At 75.2% G+C, this 21521-nt stretch carries 17 protein-coding genes and 1 pseudogene; 7 read left to right on the top strand and 11 right to left on the bottom strand.

What is annotated here, in order from left to right; all coding sequences use genetic code 11:
• Positions 1 to 148: 148 nt before the first annotated feature.
• Entirely contained in the window at positions 149 to 511 is a 363-nt protein-coding gene (locus ABD944_RS05115; protein WP_345172894.1) for a DsrE family protein, read from the top strand.
• Positions 512 to 610: 99 nt separating this feature from the next.
• On the opposite strand, the pseudogene ABD944_RS42610 reads toward ABD944_RS05115, so the two are convergent.
• Positions 611 to 1150: pseudogene (locus ABD944_RS42610) on the bottom strand (DUF2238 domain-containing protein); the annotation flags it as partial.
• Positions 1151 to 1328: 178 nt separating this feature from the next.
• Between ABD944_RS42610 and ABD944_RS05110 the strand changes: the two are divergent.
• On the top strand, positions 1329 to 2348 hold the full coding sequence (locus tag ABD944_RS05110; protein ID WP_345172892.1) for a TerC family protein: 1020 nt from the start codon (positions 1329 to 1331) through the stop codon (positions 2346 to 2348).
• Between the two features lie 6 nt (positions 2349 to 2354).
• On the opposite strand, the gene ABD944_RS05105 is transcribed toward ABD944_RS05110, so the two are convergent.
• On the bottom strand, positions 2355 to 2885 hold the full coding sequence (locus ABD944_RS05105; RefSeq protein WP_345172890.1) for a DinB family protein: 531 nt from the start codon (positions 2883 to 2885) through the stop codon (positions 2355 to 2357).
• 105 nt (positions 2886 to 2990) lie between these two features.
• Positions 2991 to 5660 carry an ATP-binding protein gene (locus ABD944_RS05100; protein ID WP_345172888.1) on the bottom strand — a complete coding sequence of 890 codons (2670 nt, stop codon included), beginning with the start codon at positions 5658 to 5660 and terminating at the stop codon, positions 2991 to 2993.
• 107 nt (positions 5661 to 5767) lie between these two features.
• On the opposite strand from ABD944_RS05100, the gene ABD944_RS05095 reads away from it, so the two are divergent.
• Positions 5768 to 6331: a cysteine dioxygenase family protein gene (locus ABD944_RS05095; RefSeq protein ID WP_345172886.1), complete on the top strand. Its 564-nt coding sequence runs from the start codon at positions 5768 to 5770 to the stop codon at positions 6329 to 6331.
• A 23-nt stretch (positions 6332 to 6354) separates the two neighbouring features.
• On the opposite strand, the gene ABD944_RS05090 is transcribed toward ABD944_RS05095, so the two are convergent.
• On the bottom strand, positions 6355 to 7008 hold the full coding sequence (locus tag ABD944_RS05090; RefSeq protein WP_345172884.1) for a maleylpyruvate isomerase N-terminal domain-containing protein: 654 nt from the start codon (positions 7006 to 7008) through the stop codon (positions 6355 to 6357).
• 53 nt (positions 7009 to 7061) lie between these two features.
• A complete protein-coding gene (locus ABD944_RS05085) occupies positions 7062 to 7958 on the bottom strand; it encodes an NAD(P)-dependent oxidoreductase (protein WP_345172882.1) in 897 nt (298 codons plus the stop codon).
• A 90-nt stretch (positions 7959 to 8048) separates the two neighbouring features.
• Here ABD944_RS05085 and ABD944_RS05080 point away from each other — a divergent pair, with 90 nt between their 5' ends.
• A complete protein-coding gene (locus ABD944_RS05080) occupies positions 8049 to 8651 on the top strand; it encodes a TetR/AcrR family transcriptional regulator (RefSeq protein ID WP_345172880.1) in 603 nt (200 codons plus the stop codon).
• 11 nt (positions 8652 to 8662) lie between these two features.
• On the opposite strand, the gene ABD944_RS05075 is transcribed toward ABD944_RS05080, so the two are convergent.
• The 3 genes from ABD944_RS05075 to ABD944_RS05065 are packed head-to-tail and all read right to left on the bottom strand — an operon-like array spanning position 8663 to position 11507.
• On the bottom strand, positions 8663 to 9157 hold the full coding sequence (locus ABD944_RS05075; protein ID WP_345172878.1) for a pyridoxamine 5'-phosphate oxidase family protein: 495 nt from the start codon (positions 9155 to 9157) through the stop codon (positions 8663 to 8665).
• 52 nt (positions 9158 to 9209) lie between these two features.
• Positions 9210 to 10298, bottom strand: coding sequence for an alkene reductase (locus tag ABD944_RS05070; RefSeq protein ID WP_345172875.1), 1089 nt, complete (start codon positions 10296 to 10298; stop codon positions 9210 to 9212).
• Positions 10299 to 10310: 12 nt separating this feature from the next.
• Entirely contained in the window at positions 10311 to 11507 is a 1197-nt protein-coding gene (locus ABD944_RS05065) for an MFS transporter (protein WP_345172873.1), read from the bottom strand.
• Between the two features lie 82 nt (positions 11508 to 11589).
• Between ABD944_RS05065 and ABD944_RS05060 the strand changes: the two genes are divergently transcribed.
• Complete coding sequence (locus tag ABD944_RS05060; RefSeq protein ID WP_345172871.1) at positions 11590 to 14694, top strand: AfsR/SARP family transcriptional regulator; 3105 nt, start codon at positions 11590 to 11592, stop codon at positions 14692 to 14694.
• On the opposite strand, the gene ABD944_RS05055 is transcribed toward ABD944_RS05060, so the two are convergent.
• From ABD944_RS05055 to ABD944_RS05045, 3 genes are all read right to left on the bottom strand, one after another.
• Entirely contained in the window at positions 14687 to 16123 is a 1437-nt protein-coding gene (locus tag ABD944_RS05055; protein ID WP_345172869.1) for a purple acid phosphatase family protein, read from the bottom strand. The genes ABD944_RS05060 and ABD944_RS05055 overlap by 8 nt on opposite strands.
• 216 nt (positions 16124 to 16339) lie before the next feature.
• Positions 16340 to 17056: a type 1 glutamine amidotransferase gene (locus ABD944_RS05050; RefSeq protein WP_345172866.1), complete on the bottom strand. Its 717-nt coding sequence runs from the start codon at positions 17054 to 17056 to the stop codon at positions 16340 to 16342.
• Positions 17046 to 18296, bottom strand: coding sequence for a Mur ligase family protein (locus ABD944_RS05045; protein ID WP_345172863.1), 1251 nt, complete (start codon positions 18294 to 18296; stop codon positions 17046 to 17048). Before ABD944_RS05045 ends, ABD944_RS05050 begins: the two co-directional genes overlap by 11 nt.
• A gap of 356 nt (positions 18297 to 18652) precedes the next feature.
• Here ABD944_RS05045 and ABD944_RS05040 point away from each other — a divergent pair, with 356 nt between their 5' ends.
• Both ABD944_RS05040 and ABD944_RS05035 read left to right on the top strand, forming a co-directional pair.
• Entirely contained in the window at positions 18653 to 20263 is a 1611-nt protein-coding gene (locus ABD944_RS05040; protein ID WP_345172861.1) for a hypothetical protein, read from the top strand.
• 55 nt (positions 20264 to 20318) lie between these two features.
• Positions 20319 to 21521: a hypothetical protein gene (locus tag ABD944_RS05035; RefSeq protein WP_345172858.1), complete on the top strand. Its 1203-nt coding sequence runs from the start codon at positions 20319 to 20321 to the stop codon at positions 21519 to 21521.

The raw sequence follows: 21521 nt of genomic DNA, 5'->3' as shown, positions 1-21521 counted from the left end.
GCCCGGGCTACCTGAGCCGGCCCAGCTTGATCACGAGGAGGACGGCGGCGACCGCCATCAGCCCCAGCACGACGACGAGGATCCCCGCGTTCACCAACCCGGCCACAACGCAGGATGCTACGCGGAACACCGGGCTAGAGTGCCCCCCATGGCAAGACCACTGGTCATCAAGGTGACGGCTGGCGCGGACGCCCCCGAGCGCTGCAACCAGGCGTTCACGGTCGCGGCGGCCGCCGCGGCGAGCGGGGTCCCGGTCTCCCTGTGGCTGACCGGGGAGTCGGCGTGGTTCGCGCTGCCGGGGCGGGCCGCCGAGTTCTCACTGCCCCACGCCACTTCCCTGGACGACCTTCTCGGCGTCGTCCTCGCCGCGGGCCGCGTCACGCTCTGCACCCAGTGCGCCGCCCGCCGCGGCATCGGCCCGGACGACGTCCTGCCCGGCGTCCGCATCGCCGGCGCCCCGACCTTCGTCGAGGAGATCACCCTTCCCGACGTCCAGGCCCTCGTGTACTGAGACGAGGCGGACGTCCGCCGGCACGGGACGGGCGCCGGGGCTCGCGCTCTCCGTGCCGGCCGCCCGGAGGCGGGACCGCCGTGCGCTCCAGAGGCCGAGCGCCAGCCCCGCAACGGTGGAGCCGGCGAGGCCGAGCATGAGGTCGCCGATGGTGTCGCGGTAGATCGTGACGGTCTCGGGGGTGTCGAGGATGAAGACGCCGTACTCGAAGAACTCCCACAGGATGGCCGCGACGGCGCCCAGGCCGGTGCACGTCAGGGCCAGCGTCCAGGCGTCGAGGCGCGCCCAGCGGCGCAGCGCGACACCGGCGGCGGCGCTCAGCAGGGCCCAGTTCCCGAAGTGGCAGGCGTCGTCGAACCAGCCGACCGTGTCGTAGAGGTCGGCGGCGTTCCCGGCGACGTCCACCACGAACGGGGCGGTGACGAGGAGGTCGACGTCCCAGGGGAAGGGCCGCCCCCGCCCGCGCAGCGCCCAGACCAGGGTGACGATCATGACGGCGGCGGGGTAGGCGGCCACCCGCACGCCCATCGCCTTGTCCGCGAACCGGTCCCACTCGGGGAAGGCGACGGCGAGCGCCAGCAGCGCGGCCAGGGCGGCCTTGGCCGCGAGAGCGGGCGGGCGCCAGCGAGAGGAGTCCATGACCGGAGCATCGCCCCCCGGCCGCCTCGGCGGCATCGGCGCGGATACTCAGACCCGCCTGAGTGCTTCAGCCCCCGCCGGAGCCGGATCTCACGGCCGGGGCGGGAGGCCGCGACGGTAGAACGGCCCGATAACGGATATAGGACTGCCGACCCGCCCCCGAAACTGGAGCCGCCGGATGGCCGACATCCCCGCCTGGGCCTGGGGCGCGACGATCGCACTGATCATCGCGCTCTTCGTGTTCGACCTGCTCGTCGCCGTCCGGCGGCCGCACGTGGTGCACATCCGGGAGGCGACGTTCTGGTCGGTCTTCTACATCGCCGTCGCGGTCCTGTTCGGCGGCGCGGTGTGGGCGCTCGCCGGGTCGGCGGCCGGCACCGAGTACTTCTCCGGCTGGATCGTGGAGAAGAGCCTGTCGGTCGACAACCTCTTCGTCTTCGTGATCATCATGGCCAAGTTCTCGGTGCCCGCCGAGTACCAGCAGAAGACGCTGCTGTTCGGCATCGCCGCGGCGCTGGTCCTGCGGGCGATCCTGATCGCGGTCGGCGCCGCCGCGATCAACCTGTTCTCCTTCACGTTCCTGATCTTCGGGCTGGTCCTGATCTGGACGGCGGTCCAGCTCATCCGGCACCGCGACGAGGAACCCGACGTGGAGGACACCTTCCTCGTCCGCCGCGCGCGCAGGATCCTGCCGGTGAGCCAGGACTTCCACGGCGGGCGGATGCTCGCCCACGAGGACGGGCAGCGCGTGATGACGCCGCTGCTGCTCGTCTTCGTCGCCATCGGGAGCACGGACCTGCTGTTCGCCCTGGACTCCATCCCGGCCGTGTTCGGCGTCACCGACGACCCGTTCATCGTCTTCACCGCCAACGCGTTCGCCCTGCTGGGGCTGCGCGCCCTCTACTTCCTGATCGAGGGCCTGCTCGAACGCCTCGTCTACCTGTCGATCGGCCTGTCGGTGATCCTCGCGTTCATCGGCTGCAAGCTGATCCTGGAGTTCCTGCACCAGGACGTCTCCACGTCCGTCCCCGAGATCCCGACGACGCTCTCCCTCGGCGTGATCCTGGTGATCCTGCTGTTCACCACCGGCGCCAGCCTGGTCCGCGTCCACCACCACCCGGAGGAGCGGGCCAAGGCCGGCTCCCTGCGCGGGCGCCGTGAGAAGAAGCCGCGCGAAGAGGAGCCGGCCGCCCGCTGACCGGGCTCAGCCCATGCTCTTGGCGCCGTCCAGCGACTCCCGGATGATGTCGGCGTGGCCCGCGTGCTGGGCCGTCTCGTTCGTGATGTGCAGGAGCACCCGGCGGATCGACCAGTGCGTCTCGGTGTTCCACGGAGCCTTGGGCAGTTCCCGCTGGAGGTCCAGGTCGGGAAGGGTGGGGATCAGCTCGTCGGTCCGGCGGGCCACCTCCTCGTAGGCGGCCAGCACGCCGGCCAGCGTCTCGCCGGGGAGCATCCTGAACTCGTCGGCGCGGCGCTTCCAGTCCTCCTCGGTCATCTGGGTGAAGTCGCCCATCGCGGCGGCGCCTTCGAGGATGAAGTCCACCCAGCCCCGCTCGCACGACGTGACGTGCTTGACGAGGCCGCCGAGGCACAGCTCGCTCGCCGTGGACCGCTGCCCCGCCTGCTCGTCCGTGAGGTCCCGCGTGGTGAACCGCAGGAAGTGCCGGGCCTTGGCGAGCGCCGCCAGCAGGTCCGCGCGCTCCCCGGTGACGGCGCGCGTGTTGTCAACGTTCATGGTTCCCGCCTTCGGTCGTGTCTCTTCGGCTGCGAGACCACGGTAGGAACCAAGGCGGTCAGATCCTGGCCTCGATCGCCGGGCCGGGGAGCTTCCTTGGCCGCGTCATGGCCGCGCCAGGAGCTCTCGCGTGCAGTCCCGTTCCGCTTCGGCACCGAGGGCGTCCCAGCTTTCGGCCGCCCGAGCGAGGCCGTCGGCGTCGCCCGACAGACGGCCGCGAGCGCGGGCCAGGCACGCCGCCGCCCACCTGTTCTCCTCGGCGAGCGGATCGGCCTCGGCCAGCAGTTCCGCCGCGTCCGGCAGACCCGCGGCCACGGCCAGTTCCGCGCCCGCCGCCCGCGCGTACGCCAGGTACGGGTCCAGCGGCGCCCCGGCGGCGAACGCCTCGTGGACCAGCGGCTCGGCGTCGTCGAACGAGCCGTCGTGCAGGGCGAGACGGGCGTCCACGAACGCCACCGCCGCCGCCGGGCCGTCGGCCGCACGGGCGACGCGGGCCCGCCACAGCGCCGCCCGTTCGCGGTCCCCGGACATCCCGCACGCCAGGGCGGTCGCGCACACCGACGCCAGCATCCAGCGCGGCGCCGGCCTCCCGGCCCGCTCCCACCGGTCCCACATCCGCTCGCCGTGCCCGATCGCGTCGCGGAAGCGGCCGGTCAGCGCGAGCGGCTGGACCAGGCGGCCCGCGGTGATGTGCGTGTCGCGCAGGAGGTCGTCCTCCATGCCGGCCCGCGCCGCGGCCATCCCGCCGCGCAGGTCCCCGGCCATGATCGCGTAGATGCAGGCGCGTCCGTAGGTGTTGCAGACCTCCGGCGCGCAGTACGGGTCGTCGCGGTCCATGGACGCCAGCAGGCGCAGCCGCTCCCGGGTGATCCGGTTCGCCTCCCGCAGCCGCCCGGCGCGCAGCGCCGCGGTGCCCGCCGCGCACAGCGCGGAGCTGGTCAGCACCGGGTCCCCGGCCGCCCGCGCGGCGGCGACGGCGGCCGTCGCGAGCCCGGCGTCCGGGACGCCCTCCCCCGGCCCGGCGAGCCACGCCCGCGCCCCGGCCATGCGCGCGGCGACCTCCGGGTCGCCGTCCCGCCCGGCCGCGGACGCCTCGGCGAGCAGGCCGCGCAGCCGCTCGCGCGGCACGCGGGCCTCGAACGCCTCCGGGAACCGGCACGCCGTCTCCACCGCCCGCGCCAGGTCGATCGCCCGGCCGCGGTCGTCCCCGGCGCCGCGCGCCCGCTCGGCCGCCTCCAGCAGCAGGTCGAACACGTGCTGGTTGGACGTGGTGCTGACGTGCGCGCATCCGGCCCCCGCCCGCAGCTCCCGCGCGGCCGAGCCGGGGTCCGGCGCGAGGGCGGCGGCGGTCCGGTGGTGCGCGAAGGACTCCAGCAGGTTGCGGCGGGCGAACGTCAGGTGCGCCAGCGCGCTCGCCAGCCGGTACGTCGCCTCGTCCGGGCGGGGGCGCGACGCCAGCGCGGCCCGCAGGTCCGCGGCCATGGCGTCGAAGTCGTCCCGCCACTCCGGGTCGCCGAGGCGGCCCTCGGCGGCGGACGCCGCTGCCGCCGCCCACCGCAGGTGGCGGGCCCGCGTCCCGTCCTCCTCCCCGGCGTCGGCCAGCCGGGCGAGCGCGAACGCCCGGACCGTCTCCAGCAGCCGCCACCGGCCGGTCCGGCCGCGCACGTGGACCACGAGGCTCTTGTCCACGAGCCGGCCGAGCAGGTCCGCGACGCCCGCGCGGTCCGCGCCCCCGCCGCCCCCGCCGTCCCCGCCCACGGCCGCGGCCGCGTCGATGTCGAAGGCCCCGGCGAAGACCCCGAGCCGCCGGAACAGCGCACGCTCCTCGTCCGCGAGCAGGTCGTGGCTCCAGGACAGCACCGCGCCGAGCGACCGGTGCCGCTCCTGCCCGCCCCGGCCGCCGGAGAGCAGCCGCAGCGCGTCCTCCAGCGCGGCGAGCAGCCCCGTCGCGCCGAGCGACGCCGCCCGGGCCGCGGCCAGCTCGATCGTCAGCGGCATGCCGTCCAGCCGTGCGCACAGCTCCGCGACCACCTCGGGCTCGGCCGCGAACCCCGGATCGGCGGCGAGCGCGCGGTCCCGGAACAGCCTCTCGGCGTCGGAGCCCAGGGACAGCGGCGCCACGGGCACGCAGCGTTCCCCCGGGACGCCGAGCCGCTCGCGACTCGTCACGAGCACGCGGGTGCCCGGGCACGCGGCGAGGACGCGCCCGGCGAGCGCGGCGGCCTCGTCGGCCAGGTGCTCGCAGTTGTCCAGGACGAGCAGCGACCGCCCGGTTCCGAGGCGCGCGGCGACCGCCTCCTCCAGCGGCTGGTGGGAGCCCTCCGTCACCCCGAGCGCGGTCGCGACGGCCCTGGCCGCGAACCCGGCGCGCACCGGGACGAGGTCCACGAACGCGCCGCCCGACGGGAACAGCGCGGCGGCGTCGCCGGCGACCACCGCCGCCAGCCGGGTCTTGCCCACGCCGCCCGGCCCGAGCAGAGTCACCAGCCGGGCCTCCTCCAGCGCGGCCAGCAGGGCGGCGCGCTCGGCGTCCCGTCCCACGAACGTCGTGCCGGAGACCGGGAGGCCCGCGACGCGCCCGGGGTCGCTGGCCCCGGAGCCGGCCAGCTCCGCCAGCGCCCACCGGTCCGGGACGCCGTACTTGCGCAGCAGCGACGACACGTGGCTCTCGACGGTCCGCACCGAGATGTGCAGGCGGCGGGCGATCTGCGCGTTGGACATCCGCGCGCCCAGGGCGGCGAGGACCTCGGCCTCCCGCTCGGACACGTGCTCCACCGCGACCCCTTTCCGTGGCATCGTCCGTGGTGCTCTGCGGGCGCCACGGATGACGGCGGACCTCCCCGGCGCCGAGGCTGGAGGCGACCCGGTACGAGGAGGACGGCATGACCACCCTATGGTCCGAGCTGCTGCAAACCGCGCGAACCGCCACCGACCTGGACGTCCTGGCCGCCGCCGTGCGCGCGGCGATCGCCCGCGGCGCCGACTGGCAGGACACCGCCGACCGCGTCGCCGGCGCGCTGCGCGAGCACCTTCCGTCCCCCGGTGAGCTGCTCCGTCCCGACCAGCTCGCCGGAGAGCCCGGCACCTCCAGCGGCCACCGGCTGCACGTGGAGCCGGACGGCTCGTTCTCCATGATGGCCATCGTGTGGCAGCCCGGCGCGGTGACCCGCGTCCACGACCACGTCGCCTGGTGCGTGTTCGGCGTCCTGGCCGGCGCCGAACACGAGGACCTCTACACCCTCTCCGACGACGGCGCCGCCCTGATCGGGGCGGGCGCGAACCCGAACCCGGCGGGCGAGGTCAGCGGCTTCGCCCCGCCCGGCGACATCCACCGCGTCCGCAACCTCGGCGACACCACCGCCGTCTCCCTGCACATCTACGGGACGGACCTCGACCGCGTCGGCTCCAGCGTCCGCCGCTTCTACGACCTGCCGGTCCGGGACTGAGCCGGGCCCGGCCGGGGCCGCGCTCAGCCGAGGACGAAGGGGACCCGCGCGGCGAGATCGCCCAGCTCGGCCTTCTCCGCGGCGGTCGGCGCCCGGCGTCCGGTGCCGACCAGCAGCGCGTCCCGGTCGGAGAACGCGGCCGGGAAGGGGGCTCCGGCGATCCGCTCCAGCAGCGCGCGGGCCGCCGCGAGGGTCTCAGCGGGCGGCTCGGGGCCCTCCGGCAGGTGCGCGATCAGGTCGAGGTGGTGCAGCGTCCACTCCATCACGTACGCGGACAGGTAGTCGCCGACGGTCAGGACCTCGTCCTGCGTGCCGACGCGGGCGGCGGGATCGGCGAGCCCCGCCGCGCGGCCCGCGGCCGAGCCGACGTCGTCGAGGTGGAACCTGAGCAGCCGGGGCTCCCCGTAGGCGGCGGCCAGCCGAGGGATGAGCGCGTCGAGCGGGTCGTCGCCCGTCGGGGGCTCGACGAGCTTCCAGTAGGTGGCGGCGTCCACGGTCGGTTCGGCGCCGGCGGGGGTGACCAGAGTGATCAGGACGTCCTGGGCGTCGATGACCAGGTGGCACACGAGGTCCCGCACGAGCCAGCCGGCGCAGCCGGACGGGCGCGCGAAGTCCTCGTCCGGGAGGCCGGCGACCGCCGCGAGCAGTGCCGTCCACGAGCGCGAGAAGTGGTCCACCTCCGGCACGGTAATGCCGCGCCGCGACGGCGGACAAGCGGGTTCGGACCGTCCTAGACGGCGGTCGCCGGTGCGGCCGTCCGGGCCTCCAGAGCGCGCACGACCGCGGCCATGTCGGCCTCGCCGTGCCCCAGCGCGGCGGTCTCGCCGTAGAGGGCGTGGCACGCGTCCAGCAGGGGCGAGGCGAGCCGCGCGGCGCGGGCGGCCTCCGCGATGAGGCGGTTGTTGTCCAGGACGTTCGCGATGGACGCCTGGACGGAGAAGTCGCGGTCGAGCAGCTTGCGGGCCTTGGCGCGCGACACGGTGCTGGCCATCGGGCCGGCGTCGAGCACCTCCAGCAGCCGCCGCCCGTCCAGGCCGTGCCGCTCGGCGAAGTGGAACGCCTCCGCCAGCCCGGTGACCATGGTGATCAGGTACAGGTTGACGGCGAGCTTCATCTGGAGGGCCTGCGGGACCGGCCCGCAGACGAACACCTCGCCGCACATGGGGCCGACCAGGGGGCGGACGGTCTCGACGGCGGACGGCTCGCCGGCGAGCATCGCGATGAGCTCGCCCGCCTCGGCCGGGCCCCGCGAACCGGACACGGGCGCCTCGACGTACCGTCCGCCGGCGGCCCGGACGTCGGCTTCGAGGCCGCGCGAGTAGCCCGGCGACGTCGTCCCCATGTGGACGACGACCCGTCCCCGCACGTTCGCGGCGAAGCCGGGGGCGCCGCGTCCCAGCGCGGAGTCGATGGCGGGGCCGTCGGCGAGCATGAGGAACACCACGCGGGTGCGGCGGAGGACGTCGGCGGGGCTTCCGGCGACCGACGCGCCCGCCGCGCGCAGCGGCTCGCTCTTGGCGGCGGTCCGGTTCCAGACGACGAGGCCGGTGCCCGCCCGGACGAGGTTGAGCGCCATGGGCCGCCCCATGACGCCGAGGCCGAGGAAACCGACGTCGCTGTCCACCATCGCCTCCAGAGCTTGCGACTTATGACAGTGGTCATGATAATGGCGCAGGTAAATAGGGCAATAGCCTGCGACATTTTCACGGAGGAGGCGATGGTGGCGACCGGCGAGCGGGGCCCGCGGGAGCGGATGGTCTTCAGCGCGGCGCAGCTCATCCGCCGCGACGGCGTCACCGCGACCGGCCTGCGCGAGGTCGCCGAGCACGCCGGGGCGCCGCGCGGCTCGCTCCAGCACTACTTCCCCGGCGGCAAGGAGCAGCTGGTCAACGAGGCGGTCGAGTGGGCCGGACGCTATGCGAGCGACCGGATCGCCCGTTTCATGGCCGCCATGGCGCGTCCGACGCCGGGCCGGCTCTTCGCCGCGATGGTCCGCCAGTGGACCGACGAGTTCGAGGCGGCGGGCTTCGACCGCGGCTGCCCCGTCGCCGCCGCCACGGTCGACTGCGCGGACTCCGCGGCGTCCACCCGGACCGCCGCGGCCGCCGCGTTCGCCGCCTGGCGGCGGCCGATCGCCCGCGAGCTGACCGCCATGGGCGTCCCGCCCCGCAGGGCGACCGCGCTGGCGACCCTGATGGTCAGCTCCCTGGAAGGCGCCATCCTCCTGGCCAGGGCCGAGCAGAGCGTCCGACCCCTGCGCGCCGTCGCCAGGGAGCTGGCCCCCTTCCTCGACTCCTGCGCCGCCGAGGACCCCGCCTGACCTCCCGCGCCTCAGCCCGTCATGACGCTGGGGCGGCGGGTCCGGAAGTCGATGACGCCGACCCAGGCGGGGCGCAGGGCGATGCGGGCCATGCGGGTCTCGGGGTGGTCGGCGCCGGCGACGTAGCCCGCGCCGCCCTCCTCGCCCAGGAACCGGCGGGCCGCCTGCGCCTGCTCGGGCACCATGCCGTCCACCTCGGTGATCGAGACGCGGCCGCGCAGCAGGAGGACCTCCGGGGGCTGCGTGTCGGTGTCGATGCTCACGGCGACGTCGGGACGCTCGCGGAGCGCGCGGATGCGGGCGGCCGGGCGCAGGATGCCCATCGGCGGGCAGTGGACGTAGGTCGCCATCACCAGCTCCTCGCCGGTCCAGGTGAACCAGGACGACATGATGCGGGGCGTCCCGTCCACGGCCGTGAAGGCGAGGCGGGCCGGGATCGTGGAGTGGAGCAGGCGCTGCGCGACGTCGGTTTCGAGCAGGCGCACGTCGCCCTGGGGAAGGTCCATGGTCATCTCCTTCGTAGCGGTCGGAGGAGATGACCGCGGACGGCGGGGAAACTCATCGCCGCACGGCGAGATCCATCGTCGGGTAGTCGGTGTAGCCGGTCGCGGCGCCCGTGTACATGAGGTGCCGGTCCTGGACGGGGTTCAGCGGCGCGCCGAGGCGGAGGCGCTCGACGAGGTCGGGGTTCGCCAGGAAGGGGCGGCCGAGCGCGACGAGGTCGGCGCCCGCGGCGACGAGGCGGGCGGACTCCCGCGCGACGTGCTCGGTGGTGACGTCGGGCAGCTTCGGGTTGGCGATCAGCGTTCCCGGCCACATGCGGCGGATCGTGTGGAGGAGGGCGCTGTCCGGGTCGGCGTGGACGACGTGCAGGTAGGCCGGGGAGATCTCCGCCAGGGCCCGGACGAGGGCCGGGTAGACGTCGTCCTGGTCGTCCTCGTGCATGGCGTTGGCGGTGACTCCGGGCGAGATCCGCACGCCGACGCGGTCGGGGCCGATGGCGCCGGCGACGGCGCGGGTCACCTCGGCCGTGAAGCGGATGCGCGCCTCGGCCGGGCCGCCGTAGGCGTCGGTGCGGCGGTTGGTGGCGCGGGACAGGAACTGGTGCAGCAGGTAGCCGTTGGCGGAGTGCACCTCCACCCCGGCGAAGCCCGCCTCGACGGCGTTGCGGGCGGCGGCCGCGAAGTCGTCGACGGTGGAGCGGATGTCGGCGGCGGTCATCTCCCGGGGGACGACGGCGGCCCGCGGCCCGGACGGGGTGTGGATCGTGTCCGGGAGCGGGACGGGCGACGGCGCCACCGGGCGCAGGCCGCTGTTGTCGGGGTGCCCGACCCGTCCGCCGTGCTGGAGCTGGAGGAACATCCGTCCGCCCGCGTCGTGGACGGCGCCGGTGACGCGCCGCCACCCGGCCACGTGGGCGGGGGCGTGGATCCCGGGGATGTTCGGGTACGTCTGGCCGACGGCGTTCGGGGTGGCGGCCTCGGCGATGATCAGTCCGGCGGTGGCGCGCTGCGCGTAGTAGGTCGCCATGAGGTCGGTCGGGACGCCGGCGGCGTCCGCGCGGTTGCGGGTCATCGGGGCCATCACCAGGCGGTTGGGGAGGACGAGTCCGCCCAGGCGGGCCGGTTCGGTGAGCGCGGTCTCCATTGCCTTGTCCTTTCAGCGGTGTGCGGGGAAGCCGTGGGTCCGGGCGGCGAGGACGACCGCGAGGACCGGCGCGAGGAGCGCGAGGGTGCTCCAGGCGAGCGAGGTCGAGCCGGCCAGGTGCAGCAGGACGCCTCCGGCGATCCCGCCGCCGGCCATGGCGACGTTCCAGAGGGTGACGAGCATGGCCTGCGCCGCGTCGGCGGCGTCTCCGCCCGCGTCTCCCGCGGCGGTCTGGAGCAGGGTGGGCGCGCCGCCCCATCCGAGGCCCCACAGCACCACGGCGGCGTAGACGAGGGCGGGGGCGTCCGCCCACAGCGCGAGGACGGCGGCGGCAGCGGCGACCAGCAGCGTCCCGGCGACCATGAGGGGGCGCAGGCGGCGGTGGATGTGCGCGCCGACCACCCAGATGCCGGCCAGGGACGCCGCCCCGAAGGCCAGCAGGACGAGGTCGGTGGACGAGCCCATGCCGAGCCCGTCGAGGATCGCGGCGATGTAGGTGTAGAGGATCGTGTGGGCGAGGACGAACACGAGCGTCACGAACAGCACGGCCGCGACCCCCGGGACGCGCAGGACGCTCCCGCCGCCCGTCCGCTCCCCCGCGCGGCGGCCGGGGAAGTCCGGGACGGACACGGTGATCCAGCCGAGCAGGACGACGGTCAGCCCGGTCATGGTCAGGAACGCCGCCTGCCAGCCCAGCGCCGCGCCGAGGAACGTCCCGGCGGGGACGCCGAGGGAGAGCGCGACCGGGATTCCGGCCATCGCGACGGCGATCGCGCGCCCCTCCAGGTGGGCGGGCACCAGGCGGCGGGCGTATCCGGCCAGCAGCGCCCAGGCGAGACCGGCCGCGACCCCGGCCGCGAACCGGGCCGCCATGGTCACCGCGTAGTGGGTCGACAGCGCCGTGACGGTGTTGGCGACGGCGAACCCGGCGACGGTCGTCAGCAGGAGCCGGCGGCGGCGCCATCCGGCGGTGGCCGCGGTCAGCGGGACGGCGGTCAGCGCCGTCCCGATCGCATAGATCGTCACGGTCTGCCCGGTGGCGGACTCGCTCGCGTGCAGGCTCGCGCTCATCGCGGGCAGGAGCCCGGCGGGCAGCGTCTCGGTCAGGCTCGTGATGAAGACCGCCGTCGCCAGCGCCAGCAGCGCCGGCAGGGGCAGGCCCCCGTCGGACGTTTCGTCCGGAGCGGTCGCACTCTCCGCGGTTCGCATGCCGCGACTGTGCCGGGCGGCGCTTCGGATGCGCTGACGGTCCGCTGACGGCCGGCGGACCGCCGCCGAGTAGCGTGCTGGCATGCGGTTTGGCGTGCTCGGTCCGCTCATGGTGCGGGACGGCGACGGGGCGTCCGTCCGGATTCCGGAGGCGAAGGTCCGGGCGCTGCTCGCCTGCCTGCTGGTCCACGAGGGGCGGCCCGTCTCCGCCGACCGCCTCGTCCACGACCTGTGGGGCGACGACCTGCCCGGCAACCCGGCGAACGCGCTCCAGGCCAAGGTCTCCCAGCTGCGGCGCGTCCTCGGCCGCGACCGCGTGGTCCGCGAGGCGCACGGGTACCGGCTCCGCCTCGACGGGCCCGACGACGAGGTCGACGCCGACCGGTTCCGCGCGCTGGCGGCGCGGGCCCGCACGCTGGACGCTCCGGCGGAGCGCGCCGCCCTGCTGACCGAGGCGCTGGGCCTGTGGCGCGGCGCCGCGTTCGCCGACTTCGCGGACGAGGAGTTCGCGCGCGCGGCGGCGGACCGCCTGGCCGACCAGCGCCTGGCCGTCCTGGAGGAGCAGGCCGAGGCGCGGCTCGACGCGGGGGAGCACCTCCTGCTCGCCGGGGAGCTCGCCGGCCTGGTGGACCGCCACCCGCTGCGGGAGCGGTTGCGGGCCGTGCAGATGCGCGCGCTGTACCGCGCGGGACGGCAGGGCGAGGCGCTCGCCGCCTACGCCGGGTTGCGCAAGGTGCTGGCGGACGAGCTCGGCCTCGACCCGAGCCCCGAACTGGCCGCGCTGCACGAGGCGATCCTGCGGCAGGACGCGTCGCTCGCCCCGCCGGAACCGGAGGCGCGGTCGAACCTGCCCGTCCCCCTCACCGGACTGGTCGGCCGGGACCGCTGCCTGGACGACGTCGCGCGGCTCCTCGGCACGGCGCGCCTGGTGACGCTGACCGGCCCCGGCGGCGTCGGCAAGACGCGGCTCGCGCTCGAAGCCGCCGCGCGCCTCGCCGGGGACGCCTTCCCGGACGGCGTCTGGCTCGTCGAGCTCGCCGCCCAGCGCGGGGACGCCGCCGGGCTGGCGCAGGAGATCTCGGCCGTGCTCGGGCTCCGCGACGACGTGCCGCCCGGCGTCCCGGCGGCCGGAACGTCCGGGAGCGGCGGCGGAAGCGTGGAACGGCTGGCGGCGGCGCTGCGCGGCCGGCGGCTGCTGCTCGTCCTCGACAACTGCGAGCGGGTGGTCGACCCGGCCGCCGAACTGGCGGAGCTGCTGCTGCGCGGTGCGGCGGGCCTGCGGATCCTCGCCACCGGCCGCGAGCCCCTCGGCCTGACGGGCGAGACGGTGTACCTGGTCGAGCCGCTCCGGGAGGACGACGCCGTGCGGCTGTTCGCCGACCGCGCCGCGGCGTCCGCTCCCGGCTTCTCCCTGGACGCCGACCGGGCGGCGGTCGCGGAGATCTGCCGCCGCCTCGACGGCGTCCCCCTCGCGCTGGAACTGGCGGCGACCCGCGTCCGGGCCCTCGGCGTGCGGGAGCTGGCGCGACGCCTCACCGACCGGTTCGGCGTCCTCACCACCGGGCCGCGCGGCGCGCCGGCCCGGCAGCGGACGCTGCGGGGGATGATCGACTGGAGCTGGGAGCCGCTCGGCCCGTCCGAGCGCGCCGTGCTGCGCCGGCTCGCCGTGCACGTGGACGGCTGCGGCCTGGACGCGGCGGAGGCCGTCTGCGCGGGCGGCGGCGTCCGCCGCGGGGACGTCCTCGACCTGCTCACCCGGCTGGTCGACCGTTCCCTGGTCGTGGTGGTGGAGGGGCCGCGCGGTCCCCGCTACCGCCTCCTGGAGTCCGTGGCCGCGTACGCGATGGAGCGGCTGCGCGAGGCGGGCGATCTCGACGGCGCCCGCGACCGGCACCTGAGCCACTACCTCGGCCTCGCCGAACGCGCCGAACCGCACCTGCGCGGGCCGGACCAGCGCGCCTGGCTCGACCGTCTCGACGCCGACTCGGCGAACCTGCGCGCCGCCCTGGAGGAGGCGCTGCGGCGTCCGGGCGCGGCGGAGGCGGCGCGTCTCGGCACGGCGCTGTGCTGGTGGTGGCTGCTGCGCGGCCGCCTGCACGAGGCCCACCGCACGCTGTCGGCGGTACTGGACGCGGCACCGGAGGCCGCCGGGTTGCGCCTGTTGCGGGCCGCGTTCGCCCTGCTGACCGGGGACCTGACGGCCCGCGGCGTCCAGGGCGAGGACGGCGTCCCGGACCCGGTGCGCCGCGGCCGCGCCCTCTGGCTCTACGCGCACGGGCTCTACCACGCCGGTCTCCCGGACGCGAGCGAGCGCGCCAACGAGCACGCCCTGCGCCTGTTCCAGGAGGCCGGTGACCGGTGGGGCGCCGCCGCCGCGCTCGGCCTGCGCGCGACGCTCGCGCTCGTCCGGGGCCGCCTCGACGTGATCGCGGACGCGGGCGGGCGCTCCGCCGCCCTGTTCGCCGAGCTGGGCGACCGCTGGGGGCGGCTGCAGCCCGTGTCGCCGCTCGCGATGCTCGCCGAGATCAACGGCGACTACGCGGAGGCGGAGCGGCTCCAGCGCGAGGGGCTGCGGATCGCCGAGGAGCTCGGCCTGCGCGCGGAGGTCTCCGCGCGGCTGTCGGGCCTCGGCCGCCTGGCGCTGCTCGCGCGCGACTGGGACCGGGCGCGCGACCTGCACGAGCGGGCGCGGGCGACGGCCGTCGACCAGGGCCACCGCTTCAGCGAGACGCACGCGCTGATGGGCCTCGCCCTCGGGGCGCGCCGCTCGGGCGACCTCGGCGCGGCGCGGGAGATCCTGCACCGCATCCGGGACGAGTACGACTCGTCCGAGATCGGGGAGCATCTGCTGCACGCGGAACTCGGCTTCACCGCCGAGCTGAGCGGGGACGCCGCGGGGGCGCTCGCGCACCACACCCGGGGCATGGAGATCGCGCGGTCGATCGGCGAGCCGCGCGCGCTCGCCCTGTCGCTGGAGGGGCTGGCGGGCGCGGCGTCGCTCGCCGGGGACGCCGTGCGCGCCGCCGGACTCCTCGGCGCGGCCGACGCGGCCCGCCGGAGCGTGGGCGCCCCGCTGCCGCCCGCCGAACGCGGCGACGTCGACCGCATCACGTCCGCCGCCACCGCCGTCCTGGGCGAGCGGGCCTTCGCTGAGGCGTTCCGCCGGGGCGCCCCGGCGGTCAGCTGAGCCCGGAGAGGTCGCGGTCCACGACCGTGTTGCGGTCGGTGGGGCGGTTCCCGAGGGAGAGCTGAGGCCACTGCCCGGAGAGTTCCTGGCGGCTGCGCTCGCTCCAGGCGCGGGCCTCGTCCCCGCGGGTCTTGTAGAAGTTGAGCGCGTACCCGCCGGTGTGGACGCGCAGGAGAGTGAACCCGCCCGGGTACTCCTTGACCGCCCCGACCTCCTGCTGGACGACCCGGGGCGCGAGCGGGAAGACGGAACGCTGGTTGCGGTGCGTGTGCCCCGCGTGGTGGAGGAAAACGCCGGGGGCCCGGTTGTAGGAAGTGAGGATCCGCAGGGACTGGCCCGCGTCGAGGGAATGGGCCCCGGTGACGGCGAGCGGGTCGTTCTCGGTGAAGAGCGGGTGGTGGCCGAAGACGAGGGTGGGGCGCTCCGGGTCCTTCTTCAACTCCGCCTCGAACCAGGAATGCTGCTCCGCCGAGAGGCCGCCGGAGTCGCCGCCGTCGCCGGGCTTGTCGTAGGTGTCGAGCCCGATGACGCGCAGGCCCCGCAGGTCGTGGGAGAAGTACGTCCGGTCGGACGTCGCGAACGCGTCCTTGAAACAGTCGTTCCCTTGGTGCTCACCCGGGCCGCACCCTGCGTAGGGCGCCCCGGTGTGCGCCCGGTCGTGGTTGCCGCGGGCCACCAGGTAGGCGTCGCCGAGGGTCCCGAAGGTGTCGAGGATGCTCTTGGCGCTCGCGAGATCGGCGGGGGCGGCCTCGCTCGACACGTCCCCGGCGGCGAGGAGGAAGTGCGCGCCCCTGGCCCGCGCGTCGGCGATGAGGGCGTGCGCCATCACCTCGGGATAGGGCGGGTGGCCGGGCACCTGCTCGATGCCTTTGATCCAGGGGAGCTGGCCGACCAGCCCGGCCACGGTCTCGCCCAGGTGCAGGTCGTTGCAGAGGGCGACCGAGAAGAGGTGGCGGCCCGGAGGCGGTTGCGGGGTCGTGAAAGCGAAGACGTCCCCGTAGGGGGTGCCCGCCGCTTGGCCTGCGGCCAGCCAGGTGGGAGCGGCGTCCCGCCCTCTGGAGCGGGCCCTGTAGTAGTAGGTGCGCCCGGGCTCCAGGCCGGTCAGCTCCACGTAGTGGTACGGGGTGCCGGCGGGGCCGTACGCGACGCCGGTGAGGCGGGACGGGTGCGTCCCGTAGAGGACCTCGGTGTCGGACGGCGCGGGTCGCATCCGCCCCAGGCCGTCGTCCGTCCCGGGGACGCCCGTGTACCAGGTGAGGACGGCCGTCGTCTCCGTGACGGTGACCAGTTCGAGGTTCACCGGCCGGACGTCGTCCGAGGCCCGCGCGGACGCCGCCTCGACGGCGGGCAGGAGCGAGGCGCCCGCGACGACGGCGCTCCAGCGCAGGAGCGCCCGGCGGGAGGGCCGGCAGCAGATCACGACCGTCACGGTCGCAGCACGAGGCCCCCCGCGCCAGACCCAAAGTCACCACGATCGACAGACCCGGCCGCCGACCGGCGAACCACCCGAAAGCGCCCCGGCCCCTCAGCTTCCGAAGGACGCCGACAGTCCGCGCAGGCCAACCACCCGCGCAGGCCCACCCGCCGCGTGAGCCGACCCACCCACAGGGGTCAGCTCACCACGGGGGTCAGGGCATCACCGGAGTTACGGCATGACGGCCTGGAGGCGCTCCTCGCGGAGGCGTCCGGCCCACGAGTCGTCCAGCGGGGGGAGGTCCCTCCCGACGGCCCAGCGGAGCAGCAGGTCGGCCAGGCCGGGGTTGCGGACGAGCGCCGGGCCGTGCATGTAGGTGCCGAGGACGCGGCCGCTGTAGGCGCCCTCGAAGCCGTTCCCGTCGCCGTTGCCGACGCCGTGCAGCACCTTCGCGAAGGGGCGCGCGTTCGGGCCGATGTGCGTGACGCCCTGGTGGTTCTCGAAGCCGGTGATGCGCGGGACGTTCAGCTCGCCCGCGACGTCCCCGACGATCTCGCCGACGGCGCGCTGCTCGCCGCGCCCGGAGCGGATGTCGAGCAGGCCGAGGCCCGGCACGGGCTGGCCCTCCTCACCGCCGAACTCGTGGCCGAGCAGCTGGTAGCCCGCGCAGACCGCAAACACGACCGCGCCGGACTGCACGGCCCGCGCGAGGCCGCCGTCGCCCCGCAGCCGCTGCGCCGCGAGGATCTGCGGCCGGTCCTCGCCGCCGCCGAGCAGGTAGATGTCGCCGTCGGCGGGCACGGGCTCGTCGGACCGGAGGCTGACGGTCTCGGTGGGGATGCCGCGCAGCGCCGCGCGCCGCTCCAGGACGATCGTGTTGCCCTGGTCGCCGTAGGTGCTGAGCAGGTCCGGGTAGATCCAGACGATTTTGATGCGGTCAGACGACACGGCCGTACCTCGTTCGGATGGTCTGGAAGGCGGTGTAGTTGGCGATCACGTCCAGATGCCCGGGCGGGACGGCCATGACCGCCTGGTCGATGTCGTCCACCACCGTGAAGGACACCTCGGCGGCCTCCAGCCGGGCGGCGAGGTCGATGCGGCGCTCGCCGGTCACCCACACGGGGCGGCCCTGCAGGATGCGGTAGTCGACGTCCCACAGCCAGGACGTGTCGCGGCCGTCGGGGCCCTGCGCGTTGATCGACAGCGCGACGGGGCCGGGCGCGGGCTGCAGGACGTCGAACGCCTCCAGCCATCCGGCGGGGTTCTTCGACAGCAGCAGCCGGATCGAGCGGCCCTGGTGCTCGACCGTCGTGTACCGGCCGGCGACGGAGGTGACCTGCGACAGCAGCGGGAGGGCCTGCTCGGGCGGCACCCCGAACTGCGCGACGACCGCGAGGGCGATCAGGGCGTTCGAGCGGTTCGCGCGGCCGGGCAGGGACAGGCCCGTGAGGGAGTACGCCCGTCCGTCGGGCGCGGTGATCGTGTCGCCGCGCAGCGTCCAGTCGGGGCGGGGGCGGGCGAAGTGGCACTGCCGGCAGCGCCAGTCGCTGTCCTCGTCGGTGTCCTGACGGTCGAGGGGGCCGCCGCACTCGGGGCAGCACCAGGAGTCCTCGCGCCAGTGCTGGCCCGCGGCGACCCAGGTGACGCTCTTGGCCGTGGACGCGCCCCAGGTGACCAGCGGGTCGTCGCAGTTCGCGATGACGTGGCTGGTCGGGGACGCCTCCAGCGCGCGCCGCCACTTGCCGGCCAGCAGCCAGATCTCGGCGGCGCGGTCCATCTGGTCGCGGCTGAGGTTCATCAGGGCGACGATGTTCGCCCCGGTCTCCCTCAGGACCATCGGGACGTACTTCTCGTCGCACTCCAGCACGCCGTAGCGCGCGGACGGGGCGGACGCCAGCGCGGACACGTGCCCGGTCGGCATGTTCGCGCCGAACGCGTTGGTGGCGACCTCGCCGAGCGGCGTCATGGCCGAGGTGATCAGCCGGGTCGTCGTCGTCTTGCCGTTGGTGGCGCTGACGAGGACGAGCTTGCGGTCCTTGGCGAGCCTGGTCAGCAGCTCGGGGTCGAGTCGGAGGCCGACCCGGCCGCCGATCACCGAGCCGTCCCCGCGGCCCGCGATTCGGGACATCTTGGCGGCCGTACGACCGAGCGCGACGGCCAGCTGCGAACGCAGCGGAAGATCGCTCATGGACTCCGTCTTCTCTGGATGCGCCGGGAAACCGCTCCGAGCCTAGCCGCTGAGTGCGACGCGCGCGGCGCGCCCGGCGGTTCGAGGGACGTCCGTCACACCATTGGTGCACAATGTGAGCAGCATCACAACGATCCCGGTAAACCACTGGCAGCAATCTTGACCAGTACCAACATGTCGTGATTGCGTGCGACCTCCGACTGCGGTGCGCCGGATTACCAACCACGCGTCCAAGAACGGCGTCACCCACTACTTTTGTCGGGAGCCCCGCTGATGATCGCGGGGAGCGGTGCCCGCCCGGGCGGCGGGCCTGGATCGCAAGCGTGGACAAGCGGCTAAAAGGCGAGGTCTGAGCGATGCAGTGTCCGACGTGCGGGAATGACACGCCTGGGACGCTCGGCAAGTGTTCGCACTGCGAGGCGCCGATCGACGTGTACTCGGTCGGTCCCTCCGTCCCGCTGGCGTCGCCGGTCGCGGAGGCCGCCCCGGCGGGCGTCCCGGCCGGCGCCGACACGTTCGGCGACCGGACGATGACGGCCCCGCCGTCCTGGGCCTCCGGCCCGCAGGGCGCGCCCGAGCCTCCGGCGCAGCCGCCGATCCGGCTGTCGGCCGAGCCTCCGATCCGGCTGTCCGTGGAGCCGCCCGCGACCGCCTCGGCGCCGACGCCCGCCGTCGCGTCCCCGCTGCCGTCCCCCGACCCCGACGACACCGCGGCCTGGACGTTCGACCCCGATGCCGACGACGACTCCGGCGCCTTCGCCGCCCCGCCCTCGCAGCCCTCGTGGGCCGGCGGGCAGCAGGCGCCGCCCGCCGCGGAGCTCCCCGCCCCGGCCTCGGCGTCGAACCCGTTCGGTCTCCAGGACCAGGCCCCCCGCGCGGAGTCGATCGTCCCGGACTCGTGGTTCGCCCAGCCGCGCAAGCCCGAGGCGCCGGACGCCGACGCCACGCAGGCGTGGGGCCAGCAGCCCCCCGGCGGCCCGCAGTTCCCCGCCCTTCCCGACGCCGACGCGACGCAGATCGCCCCCGCCGGAGCGCCAGGCCCGGCCATGCCCGGCGCCCAGGGCTTCGGCGACGACCTCGACCGGACGCGGATGGACCCCGGCGCCCCCATGGGCGCCCCCGCCCCTATGGGCGGCATGGGGAACATGGGCCAGCCCCCGATGCAGACGATGCAGATGCAGAACGGGCCCATGCAGCACGGCCCGATGCAGAACGGCCCCATGCACCAGGGTCCGATGGGCCCCGGGATGCAGCCCATGGGCGCGATGGGGCCGGGCGACCCCGCGTACGGCGGCTACCCGCCCGGCCAGTTCCCGCCCGGCGGACCGGGCGCGCCGGGCCAGGGCAAGAACGGGACGAGCAAGCCGCTGGTCGCCGCCGTGGCCGCGCTGGTCACGGTCGCGGTCGGCGCCGTCGCGTTCGTCGCCTGGCCGTCCGGGGACGACACGCCGGGGGGCGGCGACCCGTCTCCGGCGGCGTCCCAGAAGCAGGTCGCGCAGAAGAACGCGATCCCGCCCGAGATGAAGCAGCAGGCCGCCGTCCTCAACGGGATCCTCAACGACAGCGTCGACACCCGCCGCATCCTCGCCGGGGCGCTCGGCCGCGCCGGCAAGTGCAAGACGCTGCCGCAGGCCATCCAAGGATTCCAGACGGTCGCGCAGCGCCGCACGAACCAGATGCGCCGCACGCAGGGCCTCAAGGTCGACAAGCTGGCGAACGGCGAGCGGCTGCGCGGCTCGCTGCACCAGGCGCTGGGGGCCTCGCTCCAGGTCGACCAGGTGCTGCTGAAGTGGGCGCAGGCGAACCAGCGCAAGTGCAAGGGCAAACCGCGCCCGAGCGCCGCGCAGGTTCCCGGACGCGCCGACGCCGAACGGCGCGCGACGGCCTCGAAGAAGCAGTTCGTCGTCCTGTGGAACCCGGTCGCGCAGAAGACCGGTCAGCCGCAGCGGAGCTGGAAACGGGTGTAACGGTCGGTCACGCAGTATTCTCTGACCGTTCGAACTCACCGGGCAGGGGGCCGTCATGCGGTGTCCGAACTGCGGAACCGACTCCGCTTCAGGGTCGCCCAGGTGCGCGCGATGCGACGCGCCCCTCGTCACGCCTGGCACGGGCGACGCGGCGGCCTGGACCAACGCGGCCGGGGCAGGCGACGCGACGGTCCAGGACGAGACCGTCCGCGACCCGTTCACCGCGCCACCGGGCGGAGGGGCGCCAGACGCGGACGACGCCACCGTCCAAGACGACCCGTACCGCTCCCTCTACAGCGGTACCCCGTACGGAGCTCCGTCGGGCAGTGCCCCGCAGGCCGGAAGCCCGCCCGACGCTGACGACCCGACCATCCAGAACGACCCGTACCGCGCCCCGTACAGCGGCACCCCGATGGGCAGCCCCCCGCCGAACGCGGACGACGCCACCGTCCAAGGCGCCCAGTACGGCGGCGGGGCGCCGGGTGAGAGCGCCCCAGGCGGGGTGCCGGTGCCGTGGGAACCGGCGCCGCCGCCGTGGGCCGACCAGAGCCCCGTCCAGTGGGAGGCGCGGCCCGACCACACGCTGCACATGCCGCCCGCCGAGGAACGGACGACGCATCTCTCCCCCGAGCCGTGGGCCGAACCGTGGTCCGAACCCGCGATCTGGCAGCCGCCCGCGCCGCCGAAGCGCAGCACGATGCCCTACTTCCTGGGCGCGGCGGGCGTCGTCCTCCTGATAGGGGTCGCGCTGGGCATCGTGTTCTGGCCGAGCGGATCGAACTCGTCGCCCCCCGCGGCCTCCGGCCCGTCCACGGGCCAGAGCCAGGGCGTCGCGTCCGCGTCCGACAGCCCGACGAGCGAGGGCGACCTCGACGCGCAGGCCCGCGCCGTCAACGACCTGCTGGAGGAGATGGGCGGGACCCGCTCCGAACTCGGCACCGTCGTCACCCAGGGCTGCCCGGTCAGCGGCGTGCGGCGCGTCCTCGACGCCCGCCGCGGCGAGCTGGAGAAGGCGCGGGCCCTGGAGGTGAGCGCGCTCCTCGACGGCGAGGAGATGAAGGCCGCGCTCGTCCGCGCCCTTGAGGCGTCGACGGAGTCGAACCAGCGCTACCTCGCGGGCGCCCCCGGCTGCCCGTCCGAGAGCGAGGTGGCCGACGTCAACCAGCGCGCCAGCTCCGCCAAGAACGAGTTCATCGGCTACTGGAACGTGGTCGCGGAGAAGGCGGGCCTCCCCACCCGCACCGAGAGCGACATCTGA

It is taken from the genome of Actinomadura verrucosospora, assembly GCF_039540335.1.
Lineage (GTDB): Bacteria > Actinomycetota > Actinomycetes > Streptosporangiales > Streptosporangiaceae > Spirillospora > Spirillospora verrucosospora.
The sequence above is the reverse complement of the archived record's forward strand: the minus strand, read 5'-3'. Positions and strand labels throughout refer to the sequence as shown.